The organism is Collinsella sp. i06-0019-1H4, from assembly GCF_042849575.1.
Taxonomy (GTDB): domain Bacteria; phylum Actinomycetota; class Coriobacteriia; order Coriobacteriales; family Coriobacteriaceae; genus Collinsella.
The window spans coordinates 641,091-666,180 of sequence record NZ_BAABYB010000001.1 but is presented as its reverse complement, the minus strand read 5'-3'; the positions used below and the strand labels follow the sequence as shown (position 1 = coordinate 666,180).

At 59.7% G+C, this 25,090-nt stretch carries 20 protein-coding genes and 1 riboswitch; of the genes, 10 read left to right on the top strand and 10 right to left on the bottom strand.

The features are described 5' to 3' along the window. Window positions 1-125 precede the first annotated feature (125 nt). Entirely contained in the window at window positions 126-1,541 is a 1,416-nt protein-coding gene (locus ACGHEN_RS02805; RefSeq protein ID WP_390397207.1) for an MFS transporter, read from the bottom strand. A gap of 205 nt (window positions 1,542-1,746) precedes the next feature. On the opposite strand from ACGHEN_RS02805, the gene ACGHEN_RS02800 reads away from it, so the two are divergent. After that, window positions 1,747-2,157 carry a peptide deformylase gene (locus tag ACGHEN_RS02800; RefSeq protein ID WP_390397205.1) on the top strand — a complete coding sequence of 137 codons (411 nt, stop codon included), beginning with the start codon at window positions 1,747-1,749 and terminating at the stop codon, window positions 2,155-2,157. 74 nt (window positions 2,158-2,231) lie between these two features. Here the strand turns inward: ACGHEN_RS02800 and ACGHEN_RS02795 are convergent, their stop codons facing one another. Further along, complete coding sequence (locus tag ACGHEN_RS02795; protein ID WP_368143234.1) at window positions 2,232-3,752, bottom strand: aminotransferase class I/II-fold pyridoxal phosphate-dependent enzyme; 1,521 nt, start codon at window positions 3,750-3,752, stop codon at window positions 2,232-2,234. Window positions 3,753-3,914: 162 nt separating this feature from the next. Further along, complete coding sequence (locus tag ACGHEN_RS02790; protein WP_390397203.1) at window positions 3,915-4,772, bottom strand: LysR family transcriptional regulator; 858 nt, start codon at window positions 4,770-4,772, stop codon at window positions 3,915-3,917. A 118-nt stretch (window positions 4,773-4,890) separates the two neighbouring features. On the opposite strand from ACGHEN_RS02790, the gene ACGHEN_RS02785 reads away from it, so the two are divergent. Then, complete coding sequence (locus ACGHEN_RS02785; RefSeq protein WP_390397201.1) at window positions 4,891-5,802, top strand: DMT family transporter; 912 nt, start codon at window positions 4,891-4,893, stop codon at window positions 5,800-5,802. Between the two features lie 139 nt (window positions 5,803-5,941). Continuing rightward, a complete protein-coding gene (locus ACGHEN_RS02780; RefSeq protein ID WP_390397199.1) occupies window positions 5,942-8,191 on the top strand; it encodes a KUP/HAK/KT family potassium transporter in 2,250 nt (749 codons plus the stop codon). A 79-nt stretch (window positions 8,192-8,270) separates the two neighbouring features. Here ACGHEN_RS02780 and bsh read toward each other — a convergent pair whose 3' ends face one another. Beyond that, entirely contained in the window at window positions 8,271-9,236 is a 966-nt protein-coding gene (gene bsh / locus ACGHEN_RS02775; protein ID WP_390397197.1) for a choloylglycine hydrolase, read from the bottom strand. A gap of 244 nt (window positions 9,237-9,480) precedes the next feature. After that, window positions 9,481-9,900: a peptide deformylase gene (locus tag ACGHEN_RS02770; RefSeq protein WP_117746174.1), complete on the bottom strand. Its 420-nt coding sequence runs from the start codon at window positions 9,898-9,900 to the stop codon at window positions 9,481-9,483. A gap of 193 nt (window positions 9,901-10,093) precedes the next feature. Between ACGHEN_RS02770 and ACGHEN_RS02765 the strand changes: the two genes are divergently transcribed. The 3 genes from ACGHEN_RS02765 to ACGHEN_RS02755 all read left to right on the top strand — a co-directional run bounded on the left by ACGHEN_RS02765 (window position 10,094) and on the right by ACGHEN_RS02755 (window position 14,279). Then, entirely contained in the window at window positions 10,094-11,404 is a 1,311-nt protein-coding gene (locus ACGHEN_RS02765) for an NCS2 family permease (protein WP_390397196.1), read from the top strand. 208 nt (window positions 11,405-11,612) lie between these two features. Beyond that, the gene (locus tag ACGHEN_RS02760; RefSeq protein WP_390397195.1) at window positions 11,613-13,406 is read left to right on the top strand and encodes a hypothetical protein; all 1,794 of its coding nucleotides are present in this window, start codon (window positions 11,613-11,615) and stop codon (window positions 13,404-13,406) included. Window positions 13,407-13,613: 207 nt separating this feature from the next. Beyond that, the gene (locus ACGHEN_RS02755) at window positions 13,614-14,279 is read left to right on the top strand and encodes an alpha/beta hydrolase (RefSeq protein WP_117716506.1); all 666 of its coding nucleotides are present in this window, start codon (window positions 13,614-13,616) and stop codon (window positions 14,277-14,279) included. Window positions 14,280-14,340: 61 nt separating this feature from the next. On the opposite strand, the gene ACGHEN_RS02750 is transcribed toward ACGHEN_RS02755, so the two are convergent. The 4 genes from ACGHEN_RS02750 to ACGHEN_RS02735 all read right to left on the bottom strand — a co-directional run bounded on the left by ACGHEN_RS02750 (window position 14,341) and on the right by ACGHEN_RS02735 (window position 18,902). Beyond that, entirely contained in the window at window positions 14,341-15,675 is a 1,335-nt protein-coding gene (locus tag ACGHEN_RS02750) for a uracil-xanthine permease family protein (RefSeq protein WP_390397193.1), read from the bottom strand. A 122-nt stretch (window positions 15,676-15,797) separates the two neighbouring features. Then, the gene (locus ACGHEN_RS02745) at window positions 15,798-16,931 is read right to left on the bottom strand and encodes a 5-methyltetrahydropteroyltriglutamate--homocysteine S-methyltransferase (protein ID WP_390397191.1); all 1,134 of its coding nucleotides are present in this window, start codon (window positions 16,929-16,931) and stop codon (window positions 15,798-15,800) included. Between the two features lie 155 nt (window positions 16,932-17,086). Further along, window positions 17,087-17,983 (bottom strand): LysR family transcriptional regulator, encoded by an 897-nt coding sequence (locus ACGHEN_RS02740; protein WP_118081346.1) that lies wholly within the window; start codon window positions 17,981-17,983, stop codon window positions 17,087-17,089. A gap of 10 nt (window positions 17,984-17,993) precedes the next feature. Beyond that, window positions 17,994-18,902, bottom strand: coding sequence for an HAD-IIB family hydrolase (locus ACGHEN_RS02735; protein WP_118081348.1), 909 nt, complete (start codon window positions 18,900-18,902; stop codon window positions 17,994-17,996). Between the two features lie 93 nt (window positions 18,903-18,995). Further along, window positions 18,996-19,106: riboswitch (TPP riboswitch) on the top strand. Between the two features lie 51 nt (window positions 19,107-19,157). Here ACGHEN_RS02735 and thiM point away from each other — a divergent pair. The 3 genes from thiM to ACGHEN_RS02720 are packed head-to-tail and all read left to right on the top strand — an operon-like array spanning window position 19,158 to window position 21,034. Beyond that, window positions 19,158-19,997, top strand: a complete 840-nt coding sequence (thiM, locus tag ACGHEN_RS02730; protein ID WP_233543036.1) for a hydroxyethylthiazole kinase — start codon at window positions 19,158-19,160, stop codon at window positions 19,995-19,997. Between the two features lie 3 nt (window positions 19,998-20,000). Further along, on the top strand, window positions 20,001-20,342 hold the full coding sequence (locus ACGHEN_RS02725; protein ID WP_225093307.1) for a thiamine-binding protein: 342 nt from the start codon (window positions 20,001-20,003) through the stop codon (window positions 20,340-20,342). After that, window positions 20,339-21,034 carry a thiamine phosphate synthase gene (locus ACGHEN_RS02720; RefSeq protein WP_006234517.1) on the top strand — a complete coding sequence of 232 codons (696 nt, stop codon included), beginning with the start codon at window positions 20,339-20,341 and terminating at the stop codon, window positions 21,032-21,034. Before ACGHEN_RS02725 ends, ACGHEN_RS02720 begins: the two co-directional genes overlap by 4 nt. A gap of 112 nt (window positions 21,035-21,146) precedes the next feature. Here ACGHEN_RS02720 and ACGHEN_RS02715 read toward each other — a convergent pair whose 3' ends face one another. Beyond that, entirely contained in the window at window positions 21,147-22,016 is an 870-nt protein-coding gene (locus tag ACGHEN_RS02715) for a patatin family protein (protein ID WP_195363966.1), read from the bottom strand. A 324-nt stretch (window positions 22,017-22,340) separates the two neighbouring features. On the opposite strand from ACGHEN_RS02715, the gene ACGHEN_RS02710 reads away from it, so the two are divergent. After that, window positions 22,341-25,058: an EAL domain-containing protein gene (locus tag ACGHEN_RS02710; RefSeq protein WP_390397188.1), complete on the top strand. Its 2,718-nt coding sequence runs from the start codon at window positions 22,341-22,343 to the stop codon at window positions 25,056-25,058. Window positions 25,059-25,090: the final 32 nt, after the last annotated feature.

The following is a 25,090-nucleotide window of genomic DNA, read 5'->3' as shown; positions in this document are numbered from 1 at the left end:
TCATCGCCCCATTCGCGGGGCCCGTCGCGCACTCTTTGCGCTTTAAACATTCATGCCTCTCGGCAAAACGTCCATTAGTTTATGGTGTCGCCATCCAATCTAGCTGCAGAATCTATGTGCACACATTAATGCGACATGTGCGACTCGCGACGAGCGTACACCAGCGACGTCGCGAACCCAACCACGGCAATTACAGCCGCCACACGCACGGCAGCTGCAAATCCAATCGCCTGGGCAACGTCCGTCGCAGCGCCAGCGACACCGGCAGTCGCCGCAGAACTCGAGAGCAGGCCGATAAACAGCGACGGGCCAAACGATGCGGCAATCATGTTCCACGTGTTGAGCAATGCCGTTCCGTGAGGATGCTCAGCGGCAGGCAGCGTCTCCAAGCCGGCCGTTTGCGAGGGGCTCAGCACCAAACCGACTCCGGCATACACCACAACGGTCAGCGCCACGACGACGCCGATGTTCATGCTTGCCGCCGTCATCGAGATGGCAGTCTGCCCCACGGCAATCAGGGCAAAGCCGACCGGCAGCAGCGGCCATGCGCCACGGGCGTCCATCACGCGTCCGCCCACAATCGAGGTCACGGCGTTGCAGGCAATCGCCGGCAAAATGAGCAAGCCCGCAACAAGTGCGGTCATTCTGTATGCGCCCTCAAAATAGAGCGGCAACAAAACGCTCATCGAGAACGTCGTCATCATCGACACCACCACAAGCAGGCACGCAGGCCAAAAGCGAACGCTCGCCATGGGACGCACGTTAAGCACCGGATGTTCGAGCTTGAGCTGACGGGCGGCAAACAGGCCGAGCAGCACAATGGCGGTGAAGAGCGCCACGATACTGGCAATCAGATTGGTCGAGAACTCGCCTACGGAATACACAAATGCCGTAATGCCGGCCGCGAGCAAAACAACCGACAGAATATCAAGCGTAGTGTTCGAGCGCTCTCCAACATTCTGAACAAGCTTTGCGCCCGCCACAGCGACCACAATGCCGCCCACCAGCGGCACTACGAACACCGCCCTCCAGCCAAACAACGTACACATAAGACCGCTGATCACGGGTCCAAACGCCGGCCCCAGCGTAATGCAGGCACCGCCCAGGCTCAGATACAGGCCGAGCTTCTCGCGCGGAGCGCATGACAGCACCACGTTCATCATGAGCGGGAACAAGATGCCCGATCCCGCAGCCTGCAAAATACGACTTGGCAGCAAAACGCTAAACGACGAAGCGACCAGGCACAGGACTTCGCCGGCGACCATGCATCCGCATGCGAAAAACAGCAGCTTGCGCGTCGAGAAACGGCCGGACAGGAAGGCCATGATGGCCGTAAAGATCGACGTCACGATCATGTAGCCCGAAACGAGCCACTGCGCCGTGGTGGCACTCACCGAAAAGGCCGCCATAATGTCGTGCAACGCCACGTTAATGATGTTCTCGTTAAACGCGGCGACAAAGGCTGCAATATACATTACGACGAGAAGCGCCGCAGTGCCCGATGGCGTTACTCTAACTTGTTGCTGAGATTTGCTCCCCATGCATTTCCTTCCTCTTGGAACGACAGTCGCATCGCCCCAGAGGAACAGTCCAGGGCGAAAAATGAGCCCTAGACTTACGCCAGACGCCGTACACGACGAGTCTGGCAACATGGTCCAACGTCGAAAGATTGTAACGCGGACGCGTAGCTTTCCTTCCGCGCTATTATTAAAAGTCCACGAAAGCATAAGACATGAGGAGCCCGCCATGATTAAGCCCATCATGAAATCCGAGTTCTTTTTGCGTCTGCCTTCCGAAGACGCGGGACCCGACGATGCCGCGACCGGGCAGGATCTCCTAGATACACTCCACGAGCATGAGCGCGAGTGCGTGGGCCTCGCCGCCAACATGATCGGCGTGCGCAAACGCATCATCTGCGTAAAGGACGGCAACAGGACGCTCCTGATGTACAATCCTCAAATTCTTGAGCAGGTCAATGCCTATCAGACAAGCGAAGGATGCCTCTCGCTAATCGGCGAGCGTCCCTGCACCCGCTATCGCCGCATTAAGGTTGAGTATTTGGACGAGAACTTTGTCCGCCGCATCAAAAACTTCTCGGGCTACACCGCCGAGATCATCCAGCACGAAATCGACCACTGCAACGGAATCGTTATTTAGTTCCACCGATTCAAGAAAGCTCCCTGCAGCCAAGCAACTGCAGGGAGCTTTCGATTGTATAGAGCCTCTATCCCTTAGCTTTGACGGTAATGATCGAAGAAGTCGGCGAGGTCTTCGAGCGACTCTTTGAGCACTTCCATGCGCGGCAGGTACACGATGCGGAAGTGATCGGGCTCGGCCCAGTTAAAGCCGCCGCCGCGCGTGATCAGAATCTTCTTCTCGTGCAGCAGGTCGAGGGCAAACTGCTCGTCATCGGTGATGTTGAACTTCTTAACATCCATCTTGGGGAAGATATAGAACGCCGCGCGCGGCTTGACCACCGAGATGCCATCGATCTTGTTGAGTGCCTCATACACAAAGTTGCGCTGCTCGTAGACACGACCGCCGGGACGGATGTAGTCGTTGACCGACTGATGGCCACCGAGCGCCGTCTGGACGATCGACTGGGCCGGCACGTTGGAGCACAGGCGCATGTTAGAGAGCATGTTGATACCCATAATGAAGTCGCTCATGCAGCGCTGGTTGCCCGAAAGCACCATCCAGCCAATACGATAGCCCGCGATCATGTGCGACTTGGAAAGGCCGCTAAAGGTAACGCAGGGCAGATCGGGAGCGAGCGAGGCAATCGAGACGTGCTCGTAGCCGTCCATGCACAGACGGTCGTAGATCTCATCGGCAAAGATCATCAGCTGATGCCTGCGCGCAACCTCGACGATGCCCTCGAGCACCTCGCGCGGGTAGACCGAGCCCGTGGGGTTGTTGGGGTTGATGATGACGAGGGCCTTGGTCGCGCTCGTGATCTTGGACTCCATATCCTCCAGGTCGGGATACCAATCCGCCTGCTCATCGCATAGATAGTGCACGGGATGACCGCCGGCGAGGGTTGCGCACGCCGTCCAGAGCGGATAGTCGGGGCTGGGGATCAAAATCTCGTCGCCATTGTCGAGCAGAGCGTTCATCGAAAGCTGAATGAGTTCGGACACGCCGTTGCCCGTGTAGATATGCTCCATCTGAACATTGGGCAGGCCCTTGATCTGCGAATACTGCATGATCGCCTTGCGCGCAGAGAACAGGCCGCGCGAATTGGAATAGCCTTCGCAGTCGGGCAGCTGCTGGCGCATGTCCTTGATAACCTCGTCGGGCGTGCGAAAACCGAAGGGCGCCGGGTTGCCGATATTGAGCTTGAGGATGCGCTCGCCCTCGTCCTCCATACGGGCAGCCTCGTCGACGACGGGACCGCGCACGTCATACAGGACGTTATCGAGCTTGGTGGATTTAGAAAAAGTACGCATGGTGGTGCTCCTTGGAATTTGAGCTGAGAGACTAGGTTCGGATTTGGCAACGTTATGGGACGAGGACGTCTCGACTTGATCGGCGTCACTGGCGAGCAGCCAGGAAACATCGACCTCCAAAATACGGGCGAGCAGCTCTGCCACATCGCGCCGCGGGATCGTCTTGCCGCTCACATATTGGCTCATCTGACTCTTGCCGAGTTTTTTGCCGAGCATCTCCGATGCGCGGATTACATCCGACTGGCGAACGTCGCGATCGGACATGGTCTGTCGCAGGCGATCGCTAAACGTCTCTTGGGCCATTAGAACCTCCTTGCTGGCAAAGTTCAATTTATAGAACACAAATTGAACCTGAGTTCAATTTAGGCAGCAGTATAGCGCGGCGCATTATCCGAAAGTTCAATTTCATAAGAAAATGTACCGAACCCCGAGAATTGTCCCAAAGTAGACAACAGGTACGCGCTTTTAGAGATATTCAAGGAAACGAGCCGCCGCAAGCGAAACGTCAGCGGTGCGGTATATGGCGTTGATCTGCCGATGAGGATGTCCCTCGAGCGGGCGCACGGCAACATCGAACTGGCAGCGGCGCAAGATGAGCGCCGGAAGAATGCTCACGCCCAGACCGTCCTCGACCATGGCCATAATCGCATAATCATCCCAGGTCGACAGCTTAGAGCGTACCGCCAGGCCCGCGCGGCGAAACAGCGGCGCAATCTCATCATCTGTGCCGCGTTCCAGCAGAATAAACTGCTCGTTGGCCAAATCGGCAAGAGAGACGACCTCCGCCGCGGCAAGCAAAGAGCCTGTTGGCACTACCGCCATTAACTCGTCTCGCACCAACGGCCGCGACGCCATGCCGGCGCCGCGTGGTTCGCGCGGAATAAAGCCCAGGTCGCAGCGACCTTCCGCCACCCATTGCTCAATCTCGGAGTAATCACCCATCAGCAGCTCGTAATCGATGTCCGGGTGATCGGCGCGAAAGCGCGCAATCACCGGCGGCAGCACGTGGGTCGCCACGCTCGAAAATGTACCGATGCAGATTTTGCCGCGCATGAGCCCACGCATCTCATCCACCCGTCGCTGCAAGCGAGTGAATTCCTCGCATAACGCCTCAACAGCCGGCATAACTTGCCGCCCGTCGGCAGAAAGCACTACGCCCTCGCGGCTTCTATCAAGCACTTTAAAGCCCCAGTCGGCCTCAAGATCGGCCACCATACGGCTCACGCCCGACTGCGAATAGCTCAGCCGCTCGGCGGCGCGCGTAAAACTGCCGGCGCGCACGGTCTCGAGTAGGACCTGCATCTTTTGAACATTCGTTTCCACGGCACCCCTCCACATATGCATGAGCTTTTGTCATGCTATCTATGAATTATATTCGCTTTTCTTCTATAGCCAGTTCACCCATAGTGAACATGCTCGGATATAGAGGGGATTTCAGCGCATGAACAACGGACTGTTTGCGTACTTAGCAGCATTGCTATTGTTTGGCTCCAACGGCATCATCGCCGCTGCCATCGCGCTGCCGAGCTCCGATATCGTGCTACTGCGCACGTTTTTGGGCGCACTCTCGCTTGTCACCATCCTCGCCGTCACCCAACGCCATAAGCTGCAGGCGCCATCCCGCCCCCGCGAAGCCGCAGCCCTCCTCCTCTCGGGAGCCGCGCTGGGCGCCAGCTGGATTTTTCTGTTCCGCGCCTACCAGACGATTGGCGTCGGCGTATCCTCGCTGCTGTACTACTGCGGCCCCATCATCGTCATGGCGCTCTCCCCGCTCATCTTTGGCGAAAAGCTGACCGGCAGCAAAATCGCCGGCTTTATCGCCGTCGCCTGCGGTGCTTTTCTCATTGCGGCACAAGGTCTAGGCGGCAATATGCCCATTGCGGGTATCGCTTGCGGCATCGCCTCGGCCTTCTGCTATGCATTGATGGTCATCGCCAGCAAGGGTGCGCCGCACATCGAGGGCCTCGAGAACTCCGCGCTCCAGGTGAGCGCCGCCTTTTTGACCGCGCTGGTCCTTACGCTCCTCACGCAGGGCGCCCCCTCATTCCTGTCCGCCGGCGTCGCCGCCAGTATTGATTGGCGCGCCGTCGTCATGCTCGGCGTCGTCAACACCGGCATCGGCTGCCTGCTCTACTTTAGCGCCGTCGCCAAACTGCCCGTCCAGACCGTCGCCGTCGTCGGCTACCTCGAGCCGCTTTCGGCGGTCGTGTTCTCGGCCGTCCTTTTGGGCGAAGCCATAACACCGGTCCGTCTGATGGGCGCCGTGCTTATCATCGGCGGCGCGATCTTTTGCGAACTCGCCGGCAAACGCGCAAACGCCAAGGCTGGCATCGCCCAGGCAGCACGTGCTTAAAGCCCCTGCTTTGAAATGCTACCTGCGTACATAAATAATCCTCAGCTGGGGATTATTGTCTAAAATAACCTGATGTGCCAAACTGCTCTTGTATGTATAAAGACGGCATAAAGGTTATCTGTCCTAGACGGATAACCGGATGTCCAAGGGAGTCCACGTGGCACATAACAAACTGGAGGCAAGCCCCCAAGATCAGCGTGGTCAAGGCGGGCATGGAGCCATTCCCCTCTCCGCTGGCATGCTGCTCGTTACGCTCGGCGTCGTCTACGGCGACATCGGCACGAGCCCCATGTACACCATGAAATCAATCGTCGCCAACAACGGCGGCATCGGTACCGTCAGCGAGGACATGATCTTAGGAGCGCTTTCGCTCGTCATCTGGACCATGACGCTCGTGACCACGGTCAAGTACGTGGTTATCGCCATGAAGGCCGATAACCACAACGAGGGCGGCATCTTCGCCCTGTTTAGCTTGGTGCGCAAAGTGGCGCCGTGGCTGATCCTTCCCGCCATGATCGGCGGCGCGGCGCTGCTCGCCGACGGCATCCTCACCCCCGCCGTCACGGTTACCACGGCCATCGAGGGCTTGCGCACTATCGAGTGGGGCCATGCGCTTTTGGGTGACGGCCAGACCAACGTCATCATCATCACCATCATCATTATCTGCGGCCTGTTTGCCATGCAGCGCGCCGGCACCTCGTCGATCGGCAAGCTGTTCGGCCCGCTCATGACGCTGTGGTTCCTGTTCTTGGCTGGCGCCGGCCTGTTCAACATGCTCGGCAACCTGTCCATCCTACGCGCGCTCAACCCCATCCGCGGCATCATGTTCCTGTTCTCGCCCATCAACCACTCGGGCATCATGGTGCTCGGCTTCGTCTTCCTGTCGACGACCGGCGCCGAGGCGCTCTATTCGGACATGGGTCACGTGGGCAAGGCTAACATTTACGCATCCTGGCCGTTCGTAAAGGCAGCCCTCATCCTTAACTATCTGGGTCAGGGCGCTTGGCTGCTCGCCAACAATTCCAATCCTCAGATGCTCGCGATGGATATCGTCAACCCGTTCTATATGATGCTCCCCGAGCCCCTGCGCCCCTTTGCCATCGTGCTTTCGGCCGTGGCGGCCATCATCGCCTCGCAGGCGCTCATCACCGGCTCGTTCTCGTTGGTTTCGGAGGCAACGCGCCTCAACCTTATGCCGCATCTGCGCATCCACTACCCCAGCGACACCAAGGGCCAACTCTATATTCCGCTCGTCAACAACATCATGTGGGTCGGCTGTATCTTCATCGTGCTGCTGTTCCAAAACTCCGAGCGCATGGAGAGCGCCTACGGCCTCGCCATTACCGTGACCATGCTCATGACCACCACGCTGCTGACGAGCTATATCGCCGGCATTCTCAAGCGCAAGCTGGGCGCCTGCGTCTTTGCCCTACTTTTTGGCGCCATTGAGCTGTGCTTCTTCGCCTCGTGCCTCACCATGTTCTTTGACGGCGGCTACGTCATGATCTTCTTGGCCTCGCTGCTGTTTGGCCTTATGTACGTGTGGCGCCGCGGCACCGCCATCGAGCGCACGCAGACGATCCTGCTGCCCGTCTCCAAGTACATTGACCAGCTCGACCGCCTGCGCAACGACGAGACCTACCCCGTGCTCGCCGACAATCTGGTGTTCCTTACCAACAGTCCCGACCCGCTCACGCTCGACCGCGACGTGCTCTATTCCATCTTGGATAAGCATCCCAAGCGCGCCAAGGCATACTGGTTCATCAACGTGCACGTTACCGACGAGCCCTATACGCACGAGTATTCCGTCGAGACCTTTGGCACGGACTTTTTGTTCCGCGTGCGCTTGGACCTGGGCTTTAAGGTCAACCAGCGCATCAATGCCTACCTGCGCCAGATTGTTGGCGACTTGATGGCATCGGGCGAGCTGCCGCCGCAGCACCACACCTACTCCATCTACGAGACGCGCGGCAACGTGGGCGACTTCCGTTTTTGCATGCTGCGCAAGATGCTCGCCCCCGAAACGGACATCAACCGCAACGACCATCGCGTCATGGCCATCAAGTACGCCGTCCGCCGCGCCTGCGGAAGCCCGGCACGTTGGTATGGTCTCGAGAACTCGGCCATCATCATCGAGTACGTGCCACTGTTTGCCCGCATGCGCCCGGCCGTTAAGCTCGTGCGCACCCAGGTGCCGCTCGAGGTTCAGATCGAAGAGGCCGAGGAAATGGAAGTCGATATCTTCTCGGACGACTTGGTCAACGGCAACGAGGCCGGCAAGAGTATGAACGTCGATCCCACCGAGCTGCTCGAGAGCGTCGCCGATACGCCCGAGCAACAGCAACTCGACGGACTCGAGAGCACCCAGCTCAACGACGCCAACTTCTAGCGACGTCACAAATCAACGACAGCGGCCCTGCATCTCACGGGAGACGCAGGGCCGCCTTGCATTGCAGTAAAGCTAGCGGCTACGAACGACGCGGCTCGGGAACCACGAGTCTATCGGGGCTCGCGCCCTCGGCATCCATCAGGCTCACGTAGCGAATCGACGGATCCCCATACATCGCGTAGTAATAATTGCCCGTGCGCGCGCTAAAGCATCCGGTGTAGATAGTCTTCTCGAACTTGCCATCGCCCATCCTGGACGCCCCCTCAATCATCACCACGCCCTCGAGCGAGCGGAACATACGGACGACGTTTTCGGTCTCGCTCTCCTTTTGCGGGTAATTGGCATTGAGATACGCCGCCTTTACAAAACGGCTCGGCGAATAGCAGTCACCCGGAATACCGCGCATGCCGGCACCCGCGCCATAGGGCTTGAGCTCGGCGCCACGCCATGTCGCCGTCTGCGGAAAATCGCTTGTGGCAGTGATATAGGTGCGGAGGTTTTCCATGTGCCACGGGAAGGTGGGCTGATTGGCAAGGGTGTCGACCGGATCGTCGTATACATGCAGGCCGTCAGCCATCATCTCGACCACGATGCTACGCTGGCTGTCGCCGATAATCCAATGGAGCAGCGACACGCCCAGCCCCTCTCCGGCAGATTTGGCGACAATCACCGTGTCGCGCAGCGCGGCCTCGACCTCATCGACCGTCGAGAACGTCGCTGCCACCCACAGGGGAAACTCATAGGCCGCGATATTGGTCTTACCGTCGACAGGGTCATCGGCATACTCGGCATAACCAGGGAAATTGAGACCCGCCACGGCGAGGCCCGCATCGTTGCCGCAATCGAAGAACATAGGGTAGTTCTTGTAATCGATGCACATACCGATCACCGCGTGTGCCGCTGTCGCGTCGTCGATAAACGAATACGGAATGTGAAACCCACGCGGCATCACGCGAACCTGTTGGCCGTAGTCAAAGCTCCAGTCGAGGTTGCGGCCCAGATACATGTGGCCAGAATTATCGGTAAATCGAATACTCGTACACATAGCGCCTCCTAGCTTTACGTTCTTGCTAATTTCATTGTCTCCAAACAAAAAGGCGCTAAACACAAAAGCCCGGACATGACAACAATGTCATGCCCGGGCTATTCAAGCAGGATAAACTCAACCAAGTTAACCCCGCAGGTCGTCTAAGGGGTCAAAGTGCCGCAGATTGCCACGAAAGAGGAGCGAAGCGTACTTAAGGTACGCGAGCGACGATTGAGCGGCAAGGTGCGGTGCTTTGGTCCCCTTAGACCAACTTTCCTAGACAGTGGTCAATCATGTGTTGAATCATCTGCGCCTCGAAGCCCACAAAGTCCTGCTTGCGCTCGCGCATCTTGCCGTCGACGATCACGTCATAAGCGACCTTGCACTTGATATAGCGCGTGGACTTGGTGACCTCCTCGTGCGTCAGGCAGCTCTCCTCCATCTTGCTGGCGCCCAGGCCAAACACCAGACGGGGGTTGTAGAGCACGTGGGGCTCGCCGGCGTCGTCCAGGTAGACGCAGACCTTCTTGGTAACGCCAATCTGGTTAGCGGCAAGGCAGCCGGCATCGTCGAGCGACTTAATGGTATCGATCAGGTCCTGAGCAACCGACTCGTCCTCGACGGTCGCAACCTCGCAACGCTGGGACAGGATAGCCTCGTCGTGGCAAAGCTCTTTAATCATACGTTCCTCCATAGGGGTCGTTGTAACCGCTTAAGTATACGGTACCCACACATTTTCATGCGAAAAATACCGTCCGTCTGCTACAAAGCGCCGAACATCAACATGCGAGGAACAACAGCGTCGTAAAGGGGCTATAGTGAGAACGTTCGTGTCAATCGGCCTAAACTCGGGGCCGAACAAGGAAAGGGTATGCATGGACGAACTTTTTCACGTCAGTGAGCGCAAGTCCACAATCGGGACCGAACTTCGCGCTGGACTGACAACATTCCTGGCGATGGCCTACATCATTGCCGTCAACCCTGCGGTGCTCTCGGGCGCCGGCATCGATGCGGGAGCGCTCGCCTGCGCCACCTGCCTGGGCGCCGGCATCATGACCATCTGCATGGGCATCTTCGCCAACCGCCCGCTCGCCTGCGCGTCGGGCTTAGGCGTCAACGCGATGATCGCTGGAATCGCCACCGCCGTCTGCGGCGGTGACTGGCACGTGGCCATGAGCGTTATCTTCCTCGAGGGTATCGTCATCTTGCTGCTCGTGCTTTGTGGCCTGCGCGAGGCCATCATGGACGCCATCCCGGTTGTCCTGCGTCACGCCATCTCGGTGGGTCTGGGCCTGTTCATCGCCATGATTGGCCTGTGCGATGCCGGCATTATCACCGCTGGCGCCGGTACACTCGTCGGTCTGGGCGACATCACCTCCCCCACCTTCATCGTCGGCATCATCTCCATCCTGGTGACGGTCGCCCTCGCCTGCCGCAACGTCCCCGGCTCGCTGCTCATCGGCATCGTCGTCGCCGTCATCGCCGGTATCCCCCTAGGTGTGACCCAGGCTCCGACCGGTATCATCGCCCCGCTCGACTTCTCGAGCATCGGTGGCCCCATCGCCGACGCCGGCGGCGTGCCCGCCATCGTCAAGGTCCTTACCGACCCCGCGCTCCTCGTCATCTCGTTCTCGCTGCTCATGAGTGACTTCTTCGACACCATGGGCACCGCGATGGCCGTAGCCAAGCAGGGCGAGTTCCTCACCGACGACGGCAACGTCGAGAATATCAAGGAGATCCTAATCGTCGACTCCGCCGCCGCCGCTGTGGGCGGTTTCATGGGTGTCTCCTCCATCACCACCTTCGTCGAGTCCACTTCTGGCGCCGCCGACGGTGGCCGCACGGGCCTCACCTCCGTCACCACCGGCGTGCTGTTCATTCTCGCCGCGTTCTTCTCCCCCATCGTCACCATCGTTTCCAGCGCCGCCACCTGCGGTGCTCTGGTCTACGTCGGCTACCTCATGATGAGCGAGGCCTCCGAGATCGACTGGTCCGACGTGTCGCAGGGTTTCCCGGCGTTCATGATTGTCGCCGGCGTGCCCTTCACCTACTCCATCTCTGCCGGCATTGGCCTAGGCTTTATCGCCTACGTGATCGTCGCGCTCTTTAAGGGCGAGGCCTCCAAGATCAAGCCGCTCATGTGGATCGCAGCTCTCGCCTTCCTCGTCTACTTCTTCGTAGCGTAACGGCATAGTCTGCTAAAACAGAACACCAAAGCGCGGAGTCGCATCGAGCGGCTCCGCGCTTTTCTTTTAAAGCCAGGCAACGCACAGACGCGCGATGTTTTGCTTCCCAAGTTTTGGACATTTTGCCCTCCAAACGGCACTACCGCCGGCTACATCCTGCAGATATGCTGGGCTTAATCGCATAGGCCCTATGAGGATGGGAGTAACCATGGCCGCCTTGTTCACGACCCCCAAGCGCAATGACAAAACCTCTGGAGCCCATTTTGTCGAGCCCGACGTGTGCCGTCGCACGCTGCTCGCACACGGCAGCTGGCGCCGCGTGACGCGCCGCATCGTCTGCGGCCTGGCCTGCGCGCTCACGGTGAGCTCGCTGCTCATGCCGAGCGTCTCGCTCGCGGCCGAGTGGGTGGACGTCGGCGGCGTCCGCCACGAAGCGGCCGCGGGGCCCGCGGGAGACGCCGCCGGCACCTGGGCCTGGGACGGCGCCGACGATATGAAGCTCAACGGCTATAACGGCGGCGCGATCGAGGCAGCGGGCAAGCTCAACGTGAATTACTCGGGAACCAACATCGTCACTGCCGAATGGATCGAAAGCATCAACGTTTCTCATGGCACTAACGAGAATGCCGAGCTCAATATCCAAGGCGACGAGGGCGGCACGCTCAGCGTGACATCTACTGAGGACGCTATCCTCACCACGGGTAATATCAACATCGACGGAGCCGGATCCGTCAACGCCACGAGCACTGGGTTTGATGCCATCAATGCCGGAGGTGATCTCGCTATCAAAGGTTCGGGCAACGTCAACGCCACGGGTGCATCGGATGGCATCAGGGCAAACGGCAATATCACGATTGACGACAGCGGAGCCGTCACCGCCAGGGCTACCAAGGACAAGGGTATTGGAGCCGACAAGAACCTCACCATCAAGGGTGGCGGGACGGTCGAGGCAAGCTCAGCCGATGGTGAGGCCCTTTGGAGCGGCGGCAATATCAACATCTCGGACGGCAGCCAGGTCAAGGCAAGCTCCGAGAAAGACGCTGCCGTCGAGGCCAAGGGCAGCCTCGCAGCCACAAACGCCTCCCTCAACGTAAACGGTGTTGAATATGGCGTCTATGCCCACAAGGACATCACCCTCGATCATGCAAACGTGACGGTCCGTGCAAGTAAAGGCAGATACGGTGGCGCCAACGCCCTCTTCACCTACCAGGACGACATCGTCGTCAAGAACGGCTCCACCGTGGACGCGTTTGCGGAAGGCGAGGTTTCGGCTGCATTCTCCACCAGAAACGATCGACCCAACGAGAAGGGCGGCCACATCTACATCAGCGACTCCGTTGTCAAGGCCATAGCCCGCTATGTCGAGAACGGCGACGGCCCCATCCCCTACAGCGAAAACCAAGATGGCGAGACGAGGCGCGAACCCCAAGGCGAGAACATCGGCATCATCGCCCAGACCAGCGAGGGCGTCACACCCGCAGTCATCTCGATCATCCGCAGCAAGGTAACGGCCGAAGGAGATACAGCGGCAATCTTTGCCCGTGCCATGAGCGCTGACGGCAAGACAATCGGCACCATCAAGATTGAGAACGCCGCCATCCAGACGCCCGAAGGCGGCAAGGTCATTGACTATCGCAAGCTCCGTGACGGCATCTACGAGGCAGGCCAAGCCATCGGCACGGGCGACGCCACGGTCGACTCCCTCTATATCAAAGCAGTCGCCAAAAGTACGACCATCGCACCTCCCGAGGTAGCCAAGCCGGAAGACCCCAAGCCCGACGAGACCAAGCCCGCAGAAAGCAAGCCCGCGGAGTCCAAGCAGAACCCCAAGCCTGAGGGCTCAAAGCCGACCAAGGCCGTTGCGGCTTCAACCACGAAAGCCAAGACTACCGGCGTGCTCGCGGCAACCGGCGACACCTCGGGTGCGGCCATCGTGGCAACCGTCCTTGCGGGAACAGCCGCTATCGCCGCAGGCACCATGGCGAGCCGTAAGCGTTCTTAGACGCCTCTGCGCACATGGCAGCTCCCGCGAAGGCCCCGAGCCCCAGCACCGTTTAACAACGCCACCGCCGAGCTCCCCTCCGGCGGTGGCGTTTTCCATATGCGTCCGCAGGGGATGCACGAGATTGTCTTTGGTCTAGCCCAATCGGCATACGCTGGCGTGCGACAATTGGGGCTGCCGATATCACAGCACTGAGAGAAGCCCGTCATGGAAGCGCATCAAAAGCAGATAACCGTTTATTCGAATCATACGGAAAGCGCGCCTGTCATCTACCTTCCTGTGGTCGTGGGCGACGGCAGCGAGGTTTATAAGTGTTGCCGAGAGCTCGACTGTCCGCCATTCGCCCTCGTCACCATTGGCGGGCTCGATTGGAATCGCGAGCTGAGCCCCTGGGCATGCGACGGGACCGTACGCGATGCCGAGCCTTTCGGCGGCCAAGCTGCCGATTTTCTTGATGAGCTGCTGAATCAGATAATCCCCCAGGTCGAGTCGTCGCTTCCTCAGCCGCCCACCTGGCGCGGCATTGCCGGCTACTCGCTCGCGGGCCTCTTCGCACTCTGGTCCCTCTGGCAAACCGACGCCTTTGACCGCGCCGCGAGCGCATCGGGGTCGCTATGGTTTCCCGACTTTGTCGACCGTGCCAGCACGGCCCCTTTTGCCGGCAGCCCGCAAGCCGTCTACCTGTCACTCGGCAAAAAGGAAACCAAGACGCCCAACCGCATGATGCGGCATGTACTCGACGACACACGCGCGATGGAAGCGTTGCTCGTCGAGCGCGGCATTCCAACAACGCTGGAGCTCAACCCCGGCAATCACTTTGCCCAAACCGACTTACGCATGGCCCGCGGCATCCACTGGATACTGACACATTAAAAATGGTGCCCACACGCATATACGCATGGGCACCATATCTTGTTTTAGCTGAACGCAGCTGCTACTCAGCAGCCTCCTCAAGCTCGGAGACATCAAACTCAAAGTCGTTACCCGGCAGGATGGCGTTGAGCACAATGCCCACCAGTGAGCCCACGGCAATGCCGGACAGCGAAATGGTCACGCCGCCCAGCTCCAACACGATGGCGCCGGCGGTGCTGTACGCGATGCCGAGCGAAAGCACGAGCACCAGCGCGGCAACCAGCACGTTGCGGTTGTTCTGGAAATCGACCTGGTTCTCGATGAGGTTGCGGACGCCCACAGCGCTGATCATGCCGTAGAGCACGAGCGACACACCGCCGATCACACACGCCGGCATGGCCGCAATGACAGCCGCGAACTTGGGGCAGAACGAAAGCACGATGGCGCAACACGCGGCAATTCGAATTACGCGCGGGTCGAACACGCGCGTCAGGGCGAGCACGCCGGTGTTCTCACCATACGTAGTGTTGGCCGGAGCGCCAAAGAGCGAAGCCAGAATCGTGGCAAGGCCGTCGCCGAGCAGCGTGCGATGCAGACCGGGATCGGCAATGTAGTTGCGCTCGCAAGTCGAACCGATAGCAGAGATATCGCCGATATGCTCGATCATGGTCGCGAAGGCCAGCGGCATGATGGTGATGATGGCCGTCGTGGCAAGACCGCTATCGAACTGCGGCCCAAAGAGTGCAAACACGGTGTTGTCCCACACGATGGGCAGACCGACCCACGGAGCGGCGGCAACGCCTGAGAAATCAACCTCGCCGAGCGCAGCCGCAACGGCATAGCTCACCACAACGCCCAGCAAAATCGGCACAATCTTGACCATGCCGCGGCCCCAGATGTTGCAGATAACGATCACAGCCACGGCAATAACAGCCACAAGCCAGTTGGTCTGGCAGTTAGCAATAGCGGAACTTGCCAGGATCAAGCCGATGGAAATGACGATGGGGCCAGTCACCACCGGCGGAAAGAAACGCATGACACGCTTGGCGCCAAACGCGCGGAAGAGCGCCGCCAGCACCGGATAGAGCAGACCGGCACAAGCTACGCCCAGGCAGGCGTAGGGCAAAAGCTCGGTCTCGCCGTTGGGCGCGATTGCGGCATAACCGGCAATAAAGGCAAACGATGAGCCCAAAAATGCCGGCACCTTACCGCGCGACAGGAAGTGGAACAGCAGCGTGCCCAAGCCGGCAAACAAAAGCGTTGCCGATACCGAGAGGCCGGTGAGCACGGGCACCAGCACGGTGGCGCCAAACATGGCAAACAGGTGCTGTAGGCCGAGCAGGAACATGCGCGGGCGGCCGAGCGACGATGCGTCGTAGATGGCATCGCTGACGGCGGGCGTCGAGGACTGGGACATGGATGTCCTTTCGAATGGAAGGGCGATCAGGCATATCGGATAACCTGCCCGAACGATACGATCCGAACCATTGTACGCGATACACTATGCCTCGCACGCGCCGCCACCTGCAAACACTAGTGCTATTTCCAAACGCGCTCGGCAATGCGCTTGACCAGCGCGATCTTTGCCCATTGCTCATCCTCGGTCAGCTTGTTGCCAATCTCGCAGCTGGCAAAGCCGCACTGAGGCGACAGATACAGGTTCTCGAGCGGAACATACTTTGCAGCCTCGTGAATACGCTCGACGATAACATCCTCGTTCTCGAGCTCTGCCGCCTTGGTGGTTACCAAGCCCAGCACGACCTTCTTGCCCGGGGCAACGTACTTGAGCGGCTCAAAACCGCCGGCGCGCGGCGTATCGAACTCCAGGTAAAATGCATCGACATCCTCGTTTGCGAACAGGTACGGCGCGATGGGGTCATAGCCGCCCTCGAAGGCATAGGTGGAGTGGTAGTTGCCGCGGCACACATGCGTGTTGATGACCAGATCGTCGGGCTTGTCCGCGATGGCGGCATTGTTGAGCGCCACGCCCAGCTCGCTTACCTTTTGCAGGTCGACCGGGCTCATGCCGGTTTTGGCGACAAAATCGGTGTCGCAGTAGATGCCCCAGGTGCAGTCATCAAACTGGATGTTGCGGCAGCCTGCTGCGTACAGGTCGGCGATCACCGTGCGATAAGCGGCTGCGATGGCGTCGGCAAGTTCCTCATCGGTCTTATAGACAGCGCGCAGGCTCTCCTGCTGGCCGTCGCAGCGGTCGAGCGTGACTTCGGAGAACGTCTGGATCGGCGCCGGAATGGTTTGCCGCGCGACCTGGCCCTCCCCCTCGAGCACCTTGACAAATTTAAAGTGTTCGACGAACGGATGGTTCTCGCCGCTAATGGGGCCGGTTACCACGGCGGTGTCGGCTGTGGTCTCCTCGTCGTGGAACATATAACCCGTACGCGAGGTACGGCGTTCAATGCCGTTAAGGCCCCACATAAAATCGAGGTGCCAGTAGCTGCGGCGAAACTCACCATCGGTGATGACCTGCAGGCCGGCGGCCTTCTGCTTTGCCACCAAATCGCGAATGGCATCGTCCTCGACGGCCTTAAGGCCGTCGTCATCAAGCGTGCCCGCGGCGTAGGCGGCACGGGCGTCCTTCACGGCCTGAGGACGAAGAAAACTGCCGACGATATCGGCGCGAAACGGCGCGTTCGGTTGAATCGAAGTGCTCATAGATATCTCCCTTTGAATTGGTTGCTTTACTGGGACAGAGTATGAGCGCTCCTATGGCCATCGTATAATATATGTTTATAACAGTTTGATATAGATGCTTCCTATATCAGTTTGGGCTGCCTTAAAGAGATTTGACCTGTGCAGAACGCAGCAGCCTAGATATGTTGGCGGATCGCGTCGATATAGGCCCGACCGTAGCGCGTGAGCGTCGTATTTTTGCGCGTGATGATGCCGATCTCCATGTACTCGTCCACATCGAGCGGAATGGAGATAATACCCGGCCCGTTGAGCTCGTGGCTGATCACGCCCGAACACACCGTGTAGCCGTTGAGGCCCATGGCCAGGTTGAACAACGTCGCGCGATCGCGCACGCGGATGTTCTTGCGGCGCTCAAACGTCGAGGTCAGTTCCTCGGAATAGTAAAACGAGTTGTAGCTGCCCTGTTCGTAGGACAGGAAGGGATAGTCCTCCAGGTCCTCGAGCGTCACGCTGGAGCGGCCCGCCAGCGGATGGTCGGCGCACACAAAAACGTGCGGCGTGGCGCAGAAGAGCTCTTCGAACACGAGCTCGTTGGCCGCCAGCATGCGCTCGATGACCTCGCGATTGTGCTCGGACAAGTACAAGATGCCTAGTTCGCTTTTCATATGCGCGACGTCCTCGATAATCTCGTGAGTCTGCTCCTCGCGCAGGGTAAAGTCGTAGCGCGCGGCATCGAACTCACGGATCACATCGACAAACGCGTTGACGGCAAAGGAATAATGCTGGCAGCTCACACTAAAGTGCGGCACCTGCTCGGACTCGCCCTTGTACTTGCCTTCGAGCAGATCCGCCTGGTCGAGCACCTGGCGCGCGTAGCCCAAGAAGGTCTCGCCCTCCTCGGACACAATGACACCCTTGTTGGTGCGCTCAAAGATGTGCACACCCATCTCGTTTTCGAGATCGCGAATCGACGCGGTAATCGAAGGCTGCGACACAAAAAGCCGGCGCGAGGCCTCGGTGATGCTGCCGCATTCGGCAACTTTGACGACATACCTGAGCTGCTGAAGCTTCATAGCTTTCTCCCTAGACGTTCGTGACGTCGAAACCCGTCGCATCCATCTGACGCATAAACGGCGGCATCTCCCCCGTCGCGGCACAGGCGGCAATCTGATGCAGAGCCCCGGCAACCGCATCGTCTGCCGCAGCGCCGATATGCCAGCGCGCGGCAGCCGTGACAGCCTCGTTGGCATTGGCGACTGCAACGGAGTTGGGAACGGCATCGATCATGGGCAGATCGTTATCGGAATCACCGAACACGGCCACCTCGTCGGGCGTCAGGCCCAAAGCGCGCGCCAGCTCCAGCGCAGCGCAGCCCTTGTCCCAACCGGCCGGAAGGATGTCAAACAGGCGCACGCGGTTGTTGGGAAACACAAGCGAGAGCTCCGGCACCTCGGCGGCAACGCGCTCGCGTAGCTCCACGAGCTCCTCACGTGAACGGGCACTCCAAATATTCGCCTTAAACACCGGGGCATCATCGACAACAGGACGGCACGGGGCCTCTTCGCCCTTGAGCCACGCGTTGCCGCCCGACTCCATGGCGCGGCGTACGCGCTCGGGGTCGTTCGTCACGCAATAGGCATCGTTATCCCAAAAGTCATCACCCAGGCTGTAGACCTTCAGATACGTATCGTCGGTCTCTTGCTCGAGGTAATCGGCCAGACGCGTCAGGGCATCGTTGTCGGTCGCATGCGAGGCCACCGCCTCGCCGTCCACAAACATGACCTGGCCGTTGCAGAACGCGCCGGTCGAGAAGCACTCGACGCAATTGCGGAACATCCAGCCCATCGCGGACGGCTGGCGACCCGAAACCGGGCCAAAGTGCAGACCCGCCGCCTGCATGGCATGAATGCCCTCGATGGCGTAGTCGCTGGCGCCGTCATGCCCGGCTGGAATCAGCGTATCGTCCATATCGGTCAGCACAAGTTTAATCATAAGGCCCCCATTCGTATCGGTCCTACCTATTGTAACGACCTGCCAAAATAAACCTGTCCCTTTTTGGCAGGTGCGCTAGTATAGGGAACAACAGATTCGATGCGGGAGTGCCGGCGGTGCAAACCACAAGGCTGAGAGGGCATGGGGCCCAATCCTTTGAACCTGTCAGTTAATGCTGGCGTAGGGAGCATGCCGCCTTTACAGGGGCGCTGTCTATGCACAGCGCCCCTTTTCTATGCCAAGGAGGCATGTGCAGTGATTGATTCGGAACAGCTTAAGCAGCATATGGTCAAGGCCGTGGAGGAGATTCGCGCCACCAATCCGATGGCCGGCTCCATCACCAACACGGTGACGATCGACTTTGTCGCCAACGCACAGCTCGCCGTGGGCGGATCGGCCGCCATGGTCTATCTGCCCGACGAAGGCGAGGCACTCGTTGCCGGCGGCGGCGCCATCTATCTCAACATGGGCACGCTCTTCCCCATCTACGAGCAGACGATTCCCCGAGCGGCCAAGGCGGCACACGACGCCGGCAAGCCCTGGGTGCTCGATCCGGTGGGCCTGGGCATCGGTAGCCTGCGCACCCAGCTGGTAAACGAGCTCAAGCAGTACAAGCCCGCCATCGTGCGCGGCAATGCCTCCGAGATCATTGCGCTCGCCGGCCTGTGGGGTCTTGAGGGCGAGGCGGCCGATCTGAGCCGCGTACGCGGCGTCGATACCACCGACACGGTCGACGCCGCCCGCGATGCCGCCGTGGCGCTCGCCCGCTACACCGGCGGCGCCGTGGTCGTCTCGGGCGAAGTCGACCTGATTACCGACGGCACGACCGTGGCCAAGTCCCACGGCGGCAGCCCGCTCATGTCCAAGATCACCGGCTGCGGCTGCTCGCAGGGCGGCGTGCTGGCCGTGTACGCCTGCGCCGCCGACCCGTTTACGGCCGCCGTCTGCGGCACCGCCGTCTACAACGTTGCCGGCACGCGTGCCGCCGCCGTCGCCGACGCCCCGGCAAGCTTTAAGGTCGCCTTTATCGACGAGCTCTACCGCGCGACCGCCCAGGACATCGCCGATAACCGACTCGAGCTCGAGGAGGCATAAGCCATGTCCGAGCCCGCAACCAATGCCGGCATGAACACACTCGTCGCCGTGGCCATCGCCCCGTGCGGCACCGGCGATGAACTGTCCGCCGAGGTCGCCGAGGTCGTGCGCGTCATTCGCGAGAGCGGCCTTCCCAACCGCACCACCTCGATGTTCACCGAGATCGAGGGTGACTGGGACGAGGTCATGCAGGTCGTGCGCGACGCAACCTTTGTGTTGGCGAGCAAGGGCATCCGCACCGAAGTCGTGCTCAAAGCCGATATTCGACCCGGATTTACCGACACCATGACCGGCAAGCTCGAGCGCATGGAAGCACAGATCAAAAAGCAGGAGGAAGCACGATGAGCATCCGCGACAACCTTGATATCTCGGCCTATCTGGTACTCGGCCCCGAAAACACGCTCGGGCGTCCCGTGGGCGATGTGGTGGCCCAGGCGCTCGACGCAGGCTTTACCTGCATCCAGGTGCGCTCCAAGGTGGCAAGTGCCCGCGAGATCATCGCGCTGACGGGCGACGCCGCGCAGGCAATCGCACAGGCCGGCAAGACCGGTCAGGTCGCCCTGCTGATCGACGACCGCCTGGACTGCGTACTCGCCGCGCGCGAGCAGGGCATCGCTGTCGACGGCGTGCACGTTGGCCAGAGCGATATTCCCGTCGAGGTCTGCCGCAAACTTTTGGGCCCCGATGCCATTGTGGGCCTTTCGGCCCGTTGCGAGGAGATGCTCGAGTACGTCAAGACCGCCGACATGAGCCTGGTCGACTACCTGGGCATCGGCCCGCTCCACGAGACCGAGACCAAGCGCGACTGCGGACGCGCGGCCGACGGCTCTATCATCACCAAGAGCTTTGAGGACTTGGCCGCACTCCACGCGGCAAGCCCCGTGCCCATCGTGGTGGGCGGCGGCGTCAAGACGGCCGACCTGCCACAGCTCAAGGCCACCGGCGTCGATGGCTTCTTTGTGGTGAGCGCCGTCTGCAGTGCCGACGACCCCTACGCCGCCGCCAAGGAGCTCGTCGATACCTGGCAGCAGGCATAGGCTCAAGCCGAGCAGCCGATTCGCAGCCTCATATCTTCAGCGATGGAAAGCGCATCCCAGTTTGGACCTCCATTCCGGGATGCGCTTCCCGCCGAGATGGCGGCAGCAGCCTCTACCCTGCCAGATATGTCTCCAGTGCCGGCAAGGTTGCCTCCGCATCGCGGCGGCCGATCTGATAGATGCGCTCGAGTTCATCGGGCTCGCGGCACAGCGACGGCACCTTCACCGATTCGCTCGGCCGCACCACAAAGATTTCGCCGGCAGCCTCGCGACGTGCTAAGTCATCGAGCGTGGCATTGTAGACCTCATGCCGATGCTCAAGCGCTGCGACAAACTCCGGGTAGTGACGGAACACGCGCCGCAGCATGGGCATCACGCTGTTGGGCTGCTTCACAAAGCCCGCCGGCTGCGTGAGTACCACGATGTTTCGGTCATACCCCTGCGCAAACAGCCATGCGCTGGGAATAGAATCAGCCACGCCACCATCCAGATACTTATGTCCGTCAATAGCAACGGGACGCGTCGCCACAGGAATAGCCGACGACGCCCGGATCCACTCGATATCGCGCTCATCGCCATAAGGCAGGTCGTGATAGACGGCCTTGCCCGTCTCGATATCGGTACACACGCACGTAAACCGCATGGGGCAGGCGCGATATGCCTCCAGGTCGATGGGATCGCGCTCGATGGGCACCTCATGATAGGCAAAATCGGCATTGAACATGTCTCCAGTCCGCAGCCAGCTTGCTACACCCGCATAGCGCTTATCGGCACAATATGCCTTGTTGTAGCGAATGGCGCGTCCAATCTGCCGCGATTTAAAGTTGTAGCCAAACGCCGCGCCCGCCGAGACACCCACCATATGGTCGCAGGTCAAACCGTGCTCCATCCAAACGTCGAGCACGCCCGCCGTATACATACCGCGGTAGCCGCCTCCTTCGAGCGCCAGCCCCACCGTGCGCATCATATTTGACTGTGCCATGCGACCATCTCCGTCCCCGCAAATTCAAACGGAACAAGTATACCCGTCAACATATACCGCCCCAGTCGCATTTTTATCAAGCATCGCATCGTCGCGCTACCGCTTGTCGAACAATAGCCGCCCACAGCATGTGCACCCATATATAATTGGGTATTGTTGTTTACACTACCCAGCTGTTATCAACAGCGAACATTAGCCGGCAAAGTAACTCAACAACGCAGCAAGGCGGGGGCCTGGATGCACGCAAAACGCCGAACAACGATACGTGTACACAACGAGCTCGCCCGACGCAATCCGCCCCGACCTCAGAAAGCCGCTTAGAACATGGAAACTGTCAGCAATTACACCGAAACGCTCGAAAAGACCGTCCGCGACCTTCTCGAGCGTCAGGATGATCTGATTAGGACCGCCTTTACCGACCAGCTTACCGGACTTGGCAACCGCGGCGGCTTTGCCCGTTCCCTCGAGGAGCTCTGGGAGCAGGACGCTCCCGTTACCATGGCGTTCATCGATATCGACAATCTCAAGCACTGCAACGATGTCTTTGGCCATGACGAGGGCAACCGCTATATCTTGCAGGTAAGCCTTTATCTCAAGCTGTATATGAAGGTAGACGAGGCGGCATTTCGTCTGGGAGGCGACGAGTTTGCCATCCTATCTACGATTGCGACCGAGGACGACCTCGCCGAACGTCTGGAACACTGCCGAACGATCCTGCTCAAAAACAACGATTCCGAGATGCCCCACTCGTTTAGCTACGGAGTGGCACACGCCGACCCCGCCCTGGGCGAAGCCTCCAATCGCATGACGCTCGATGCCGACCATCGCATGTACGACTACAAGCTACGTCATGCTATGCACCTCGATCGGCGCAATATCACGCAAGTCCACGCCGACGACTTCGAAATAAGCGATCGCATTTTTGACGCCTTTTCGATGCTCAACGAGGGCCGTTATTTCTTTATCGAGAACTTGGACAAGGACCGCACCCTTTGGTCGCAAGGTGCCTTGCGCGATCTCGGTCTTCCTTCGGAGCACATAGACAGCTGCCGCGATTTCTGGAAGACGCGCGTCCATCCCGATGACCTCGAGGCCTACGCCAACGACATCAACCAGATCTTTAACGGCTCCAAACACCGCCGCGTCATGCAGTACCGCATGCGCAATGCCGCGGGTGACTACGTTCTCTGCCGTGCTCGCGGGTTTCGCATCGACGGCGACGGAAATGTCCCCTCGCTCTATGTCGGCGAACTCGTCAACCACTCGCTTGCCGAAACCGTCGACGCCGCCACAGGCCTCGGAACGCAGCGCATGCTGGTCAACGCTATCGATGCCTGCCGTCGCGACCGCTGCGAGACGGGGCTTATAGCGGTGCGCATTCGTGGCACGGCGAATCTCAACGAGCTCTACGGGGCCGAGGCTGTCGACAACATGCTTGCCGAATACGCAGGCCGCATGCTGTCGATCACCCGCGGCAGAAGCCGGGTCTTCCGTTCACGAAGCGTCCAGTTCGTCGTGCTCAGCAACGATTTGGACCATGAGGCATTCGAGCAACTGACCCGCCACCTTAAAGAGGCTGTTTTCGCTCCTGTTCAAATCGCGGGCGACACCATTACTCCCGTCTGCCTTGTCGTCCCGGCCTTTTACGAGCAGTTAACCCATCAAGCGACCGCCGTTTTAGGCGAACTCGACCGTCGCCTTCGCACGGCCGGCGGGCTTGTTCCCAACGACAGCCTCCCCATACCCGAGGCGGAGCGCAAAAGCGCCATCGCCGAACGTATCGACTCGCTCACGGGCCTCTATCGACCCAGCGAGTTTATGCGGCGCGCCAACGCATTTCTCGAGGCAAGGCGCGACGACACCTGGTGCATCGCCACCGTCGACATGGGTCACATGCGCCTGTTTAATGAATGGCACGGCCAGGCCGAGGGCGACCGCGTACTCGCCGATGTGGGCACGGTCCTCAAGGACATCGAGAATGCCGATATGGGCGTCGCAGGGTACTGGGGCCAAGATGACTTTTGCGTACTCATCCCCTTTAAGCACATCACCGTCCATCAAATCTACAACCGCGTTCGCGAGGCAGTAGCCAGGCATGATGACGGCGTAGGTTTTTGGCCGTCCATGGGCATTTACCCCATCGACTCCAATGAGGAGATCACCATCGATGCGCAGGCAAAGGCCATGTTTACCAATCGACGCGCCAAAAACGACTTCAAGGAGCGCATTGCTATTTTCCGCCCCGAAGAATATGAACACGAGATTGCGTTCCACCGCACGCTGACCGAGTTCCAGTACGCGCTCTCAAATGGCCGCATCACGTACTACCTGCAGCCCCAGGTCGATATGGAAACCGGCGAGATCATTGGCGCCGAGGCACTTACGCGCTGGATTGACAAGGACGGCTCTCTCATTTCGCCCGCAACGTTTATCCCCGCACTCGAGGAAAGCGGCTTTGTGGTGACGCTCGACAAGTACATTTGGCAGGGTGTCGCCATATGGCTTCGCGAGCGTCTCGATCGCGGTCTTCGCGTGGTTCCGGTCTCGCTTAATGTGTCTCGCGTGGACATTCTTGCCTGCGACGTTGCCGAGCATATGGGATCGCTCGCCGCCCAATACAACCTGCCGCCCGAGCTCATGCGCATCGAGATCACCGAGACGGCTTATACGGGAGAGTCCGAAGCCGTGGACAAACTGACAGCCGACTTGCACACCCGCGGCTTCTCGACCTATATGGACGATTTTGGCACCGGTCAGTCCACGCTCGCGATGCTCAAGAACGTCAACGTCGACGTCATCAAGCTCGACCGAACCTTTGTGCCCACCGACCGCGATCAAGGCCGCAGCGCGCAGATCGTGTCATCGATGCTCGAGATGGCGCAGTCGCTCCATCTGCCCATTGTAATCGAAGGCGTCGAGACAGATGAGCAGGCGAACATGCTACGCCACATGGGCGCCCGCTACGCTCAGGGTTTCCTCTACTACCGCCCCATGCCGGCGAAGGATTTTGAGGCATTGCTCGATGGTGGCAATAACAACTGATACGCTCGCGCGCAAAACGCCACCGCCGAAGG

Coding starts and splice junctions, on each gene's coding strand:
- ACGHEN_RS02805 (WP_390397207.1), bottom strand. CDS start 1,541: ATGGGGAGCAAATCTCAGCAACAAGTTAGAGTAACGCCATCGGGCACT.
- ACGHEN_RS02800 (WP_390397205.1), top strand. CDS start 1,747: ATGATTAAGCCCATCATGAAATCCGAGTTCTTTTTGCGTCTGCCTTCC.
- ACGHEN_RS02795 (WP_368143234.1), bottom strand. CDS start 3,752: ATGGCCCAAGAGACGTTTAGCGATCGCCTGCGACAGACCATGTCCGAT.
- ACGHEN_RS02785 (WP_390397201.1), top strand. CDS start 4,891: ATGAACAACGGACTGTTTGCGTACTTAGCAGCATTGCTATTGTTTGGC.
- ACGHEN_RS02780 (WP_390397199.1), top strand. CDS start 5,942: ATGTCCAAGGGAGTCCACGTGGCACATAACAAACTGGAGGCAAGCCCC.
- bsh (WP_390397197.1), bottom strand. CDS start 9,236: ATGTGTACGAGTATTCGATTTACCGATAATTCTGGCCACATGTATCTG.
- ACGHEN_RS02770 (WP_117746174.1), bottom strand. CDS start 9,900: ATGATTAAAGAGCTTTGCCACGACGAGGCTATCCTGTCCCAGCGTTGC.
- ACGHEN_RS02765 (WP_390397196.1), top strand. CDS start 10,094: ATGGACGAACTTTTTCACGTCAGTGAGCGCAAGTCCACAATCGGGACC.
- ACGHEN_RS02760 (WP_390397195.1), top strand. CDS start 11,613: ATGGCCGCCTTGTTCACGACCCCCAAGCGCAATGACAAAACCTCTGGA.
- ACGHEN_RS02755 (WP_117716506.1), top strand. CDS start 13,614: ATGGAAGCGCATCAAAAGCAGATAACCGTTTATTCGAATCATACGGAA.
- ACGHEN_RS02750 (WP_390397193.1), bottom strand. CDS start 15,675: ATGTCCCAGTCCTCGACGCCCGCCGTCAGCGATGCCATCTACGACGCA.
- ACGHEN_RS02745 (WP_390397191.1), bottom strand. CDS start 16,931: ATGAGCACTTCGATTCAACCGAACGCGCCGTTTCGCGCCGATATCGTC.
- ACGHEN_RS02740 (WP_118081346.1), bottom strand. CDS start 17,983: ATGAAGCTTCAGCAGCTCAGGTATGTCGTCAAAGTTGCCGAATGCGGC.
- ACGHEN_RS02735 (WP_118081348.1), bottom strand. CDS start 18,902: ATGATTAAACTTGTGCTGACCGATATGGACGATACGCTGATTCCAGCC.
- ACGHEN_RS02725 (WP_225093307.1), top strand. CDS start 20,001: ATGTCCGAGCCCGCAACCAATGCCGGCATGAACACACTCGTCGCCGTG.
- ACGHEN_RS02720 (WP_006234517.1), top strand. CDS start 20,339: ATGAGCATCCGCGACAACCTTGATATCTCGGCCTATCTGGTACTCGGC.
- ACGHEN_RS02715 (WP_195363966.1), bottom strand. CDS start 22,016: ATGGCACAGTCAAATATGATGCGCACGGTGGGGCTGGCGCTCGAAGGA.
- ACGHEN_RS02710 (WP_390397188.1), top strand. CDS start 22,341: ATGGAAACTGTCAGCAATTACACCGAAACGCTCGAAAAGACCGTCCGC.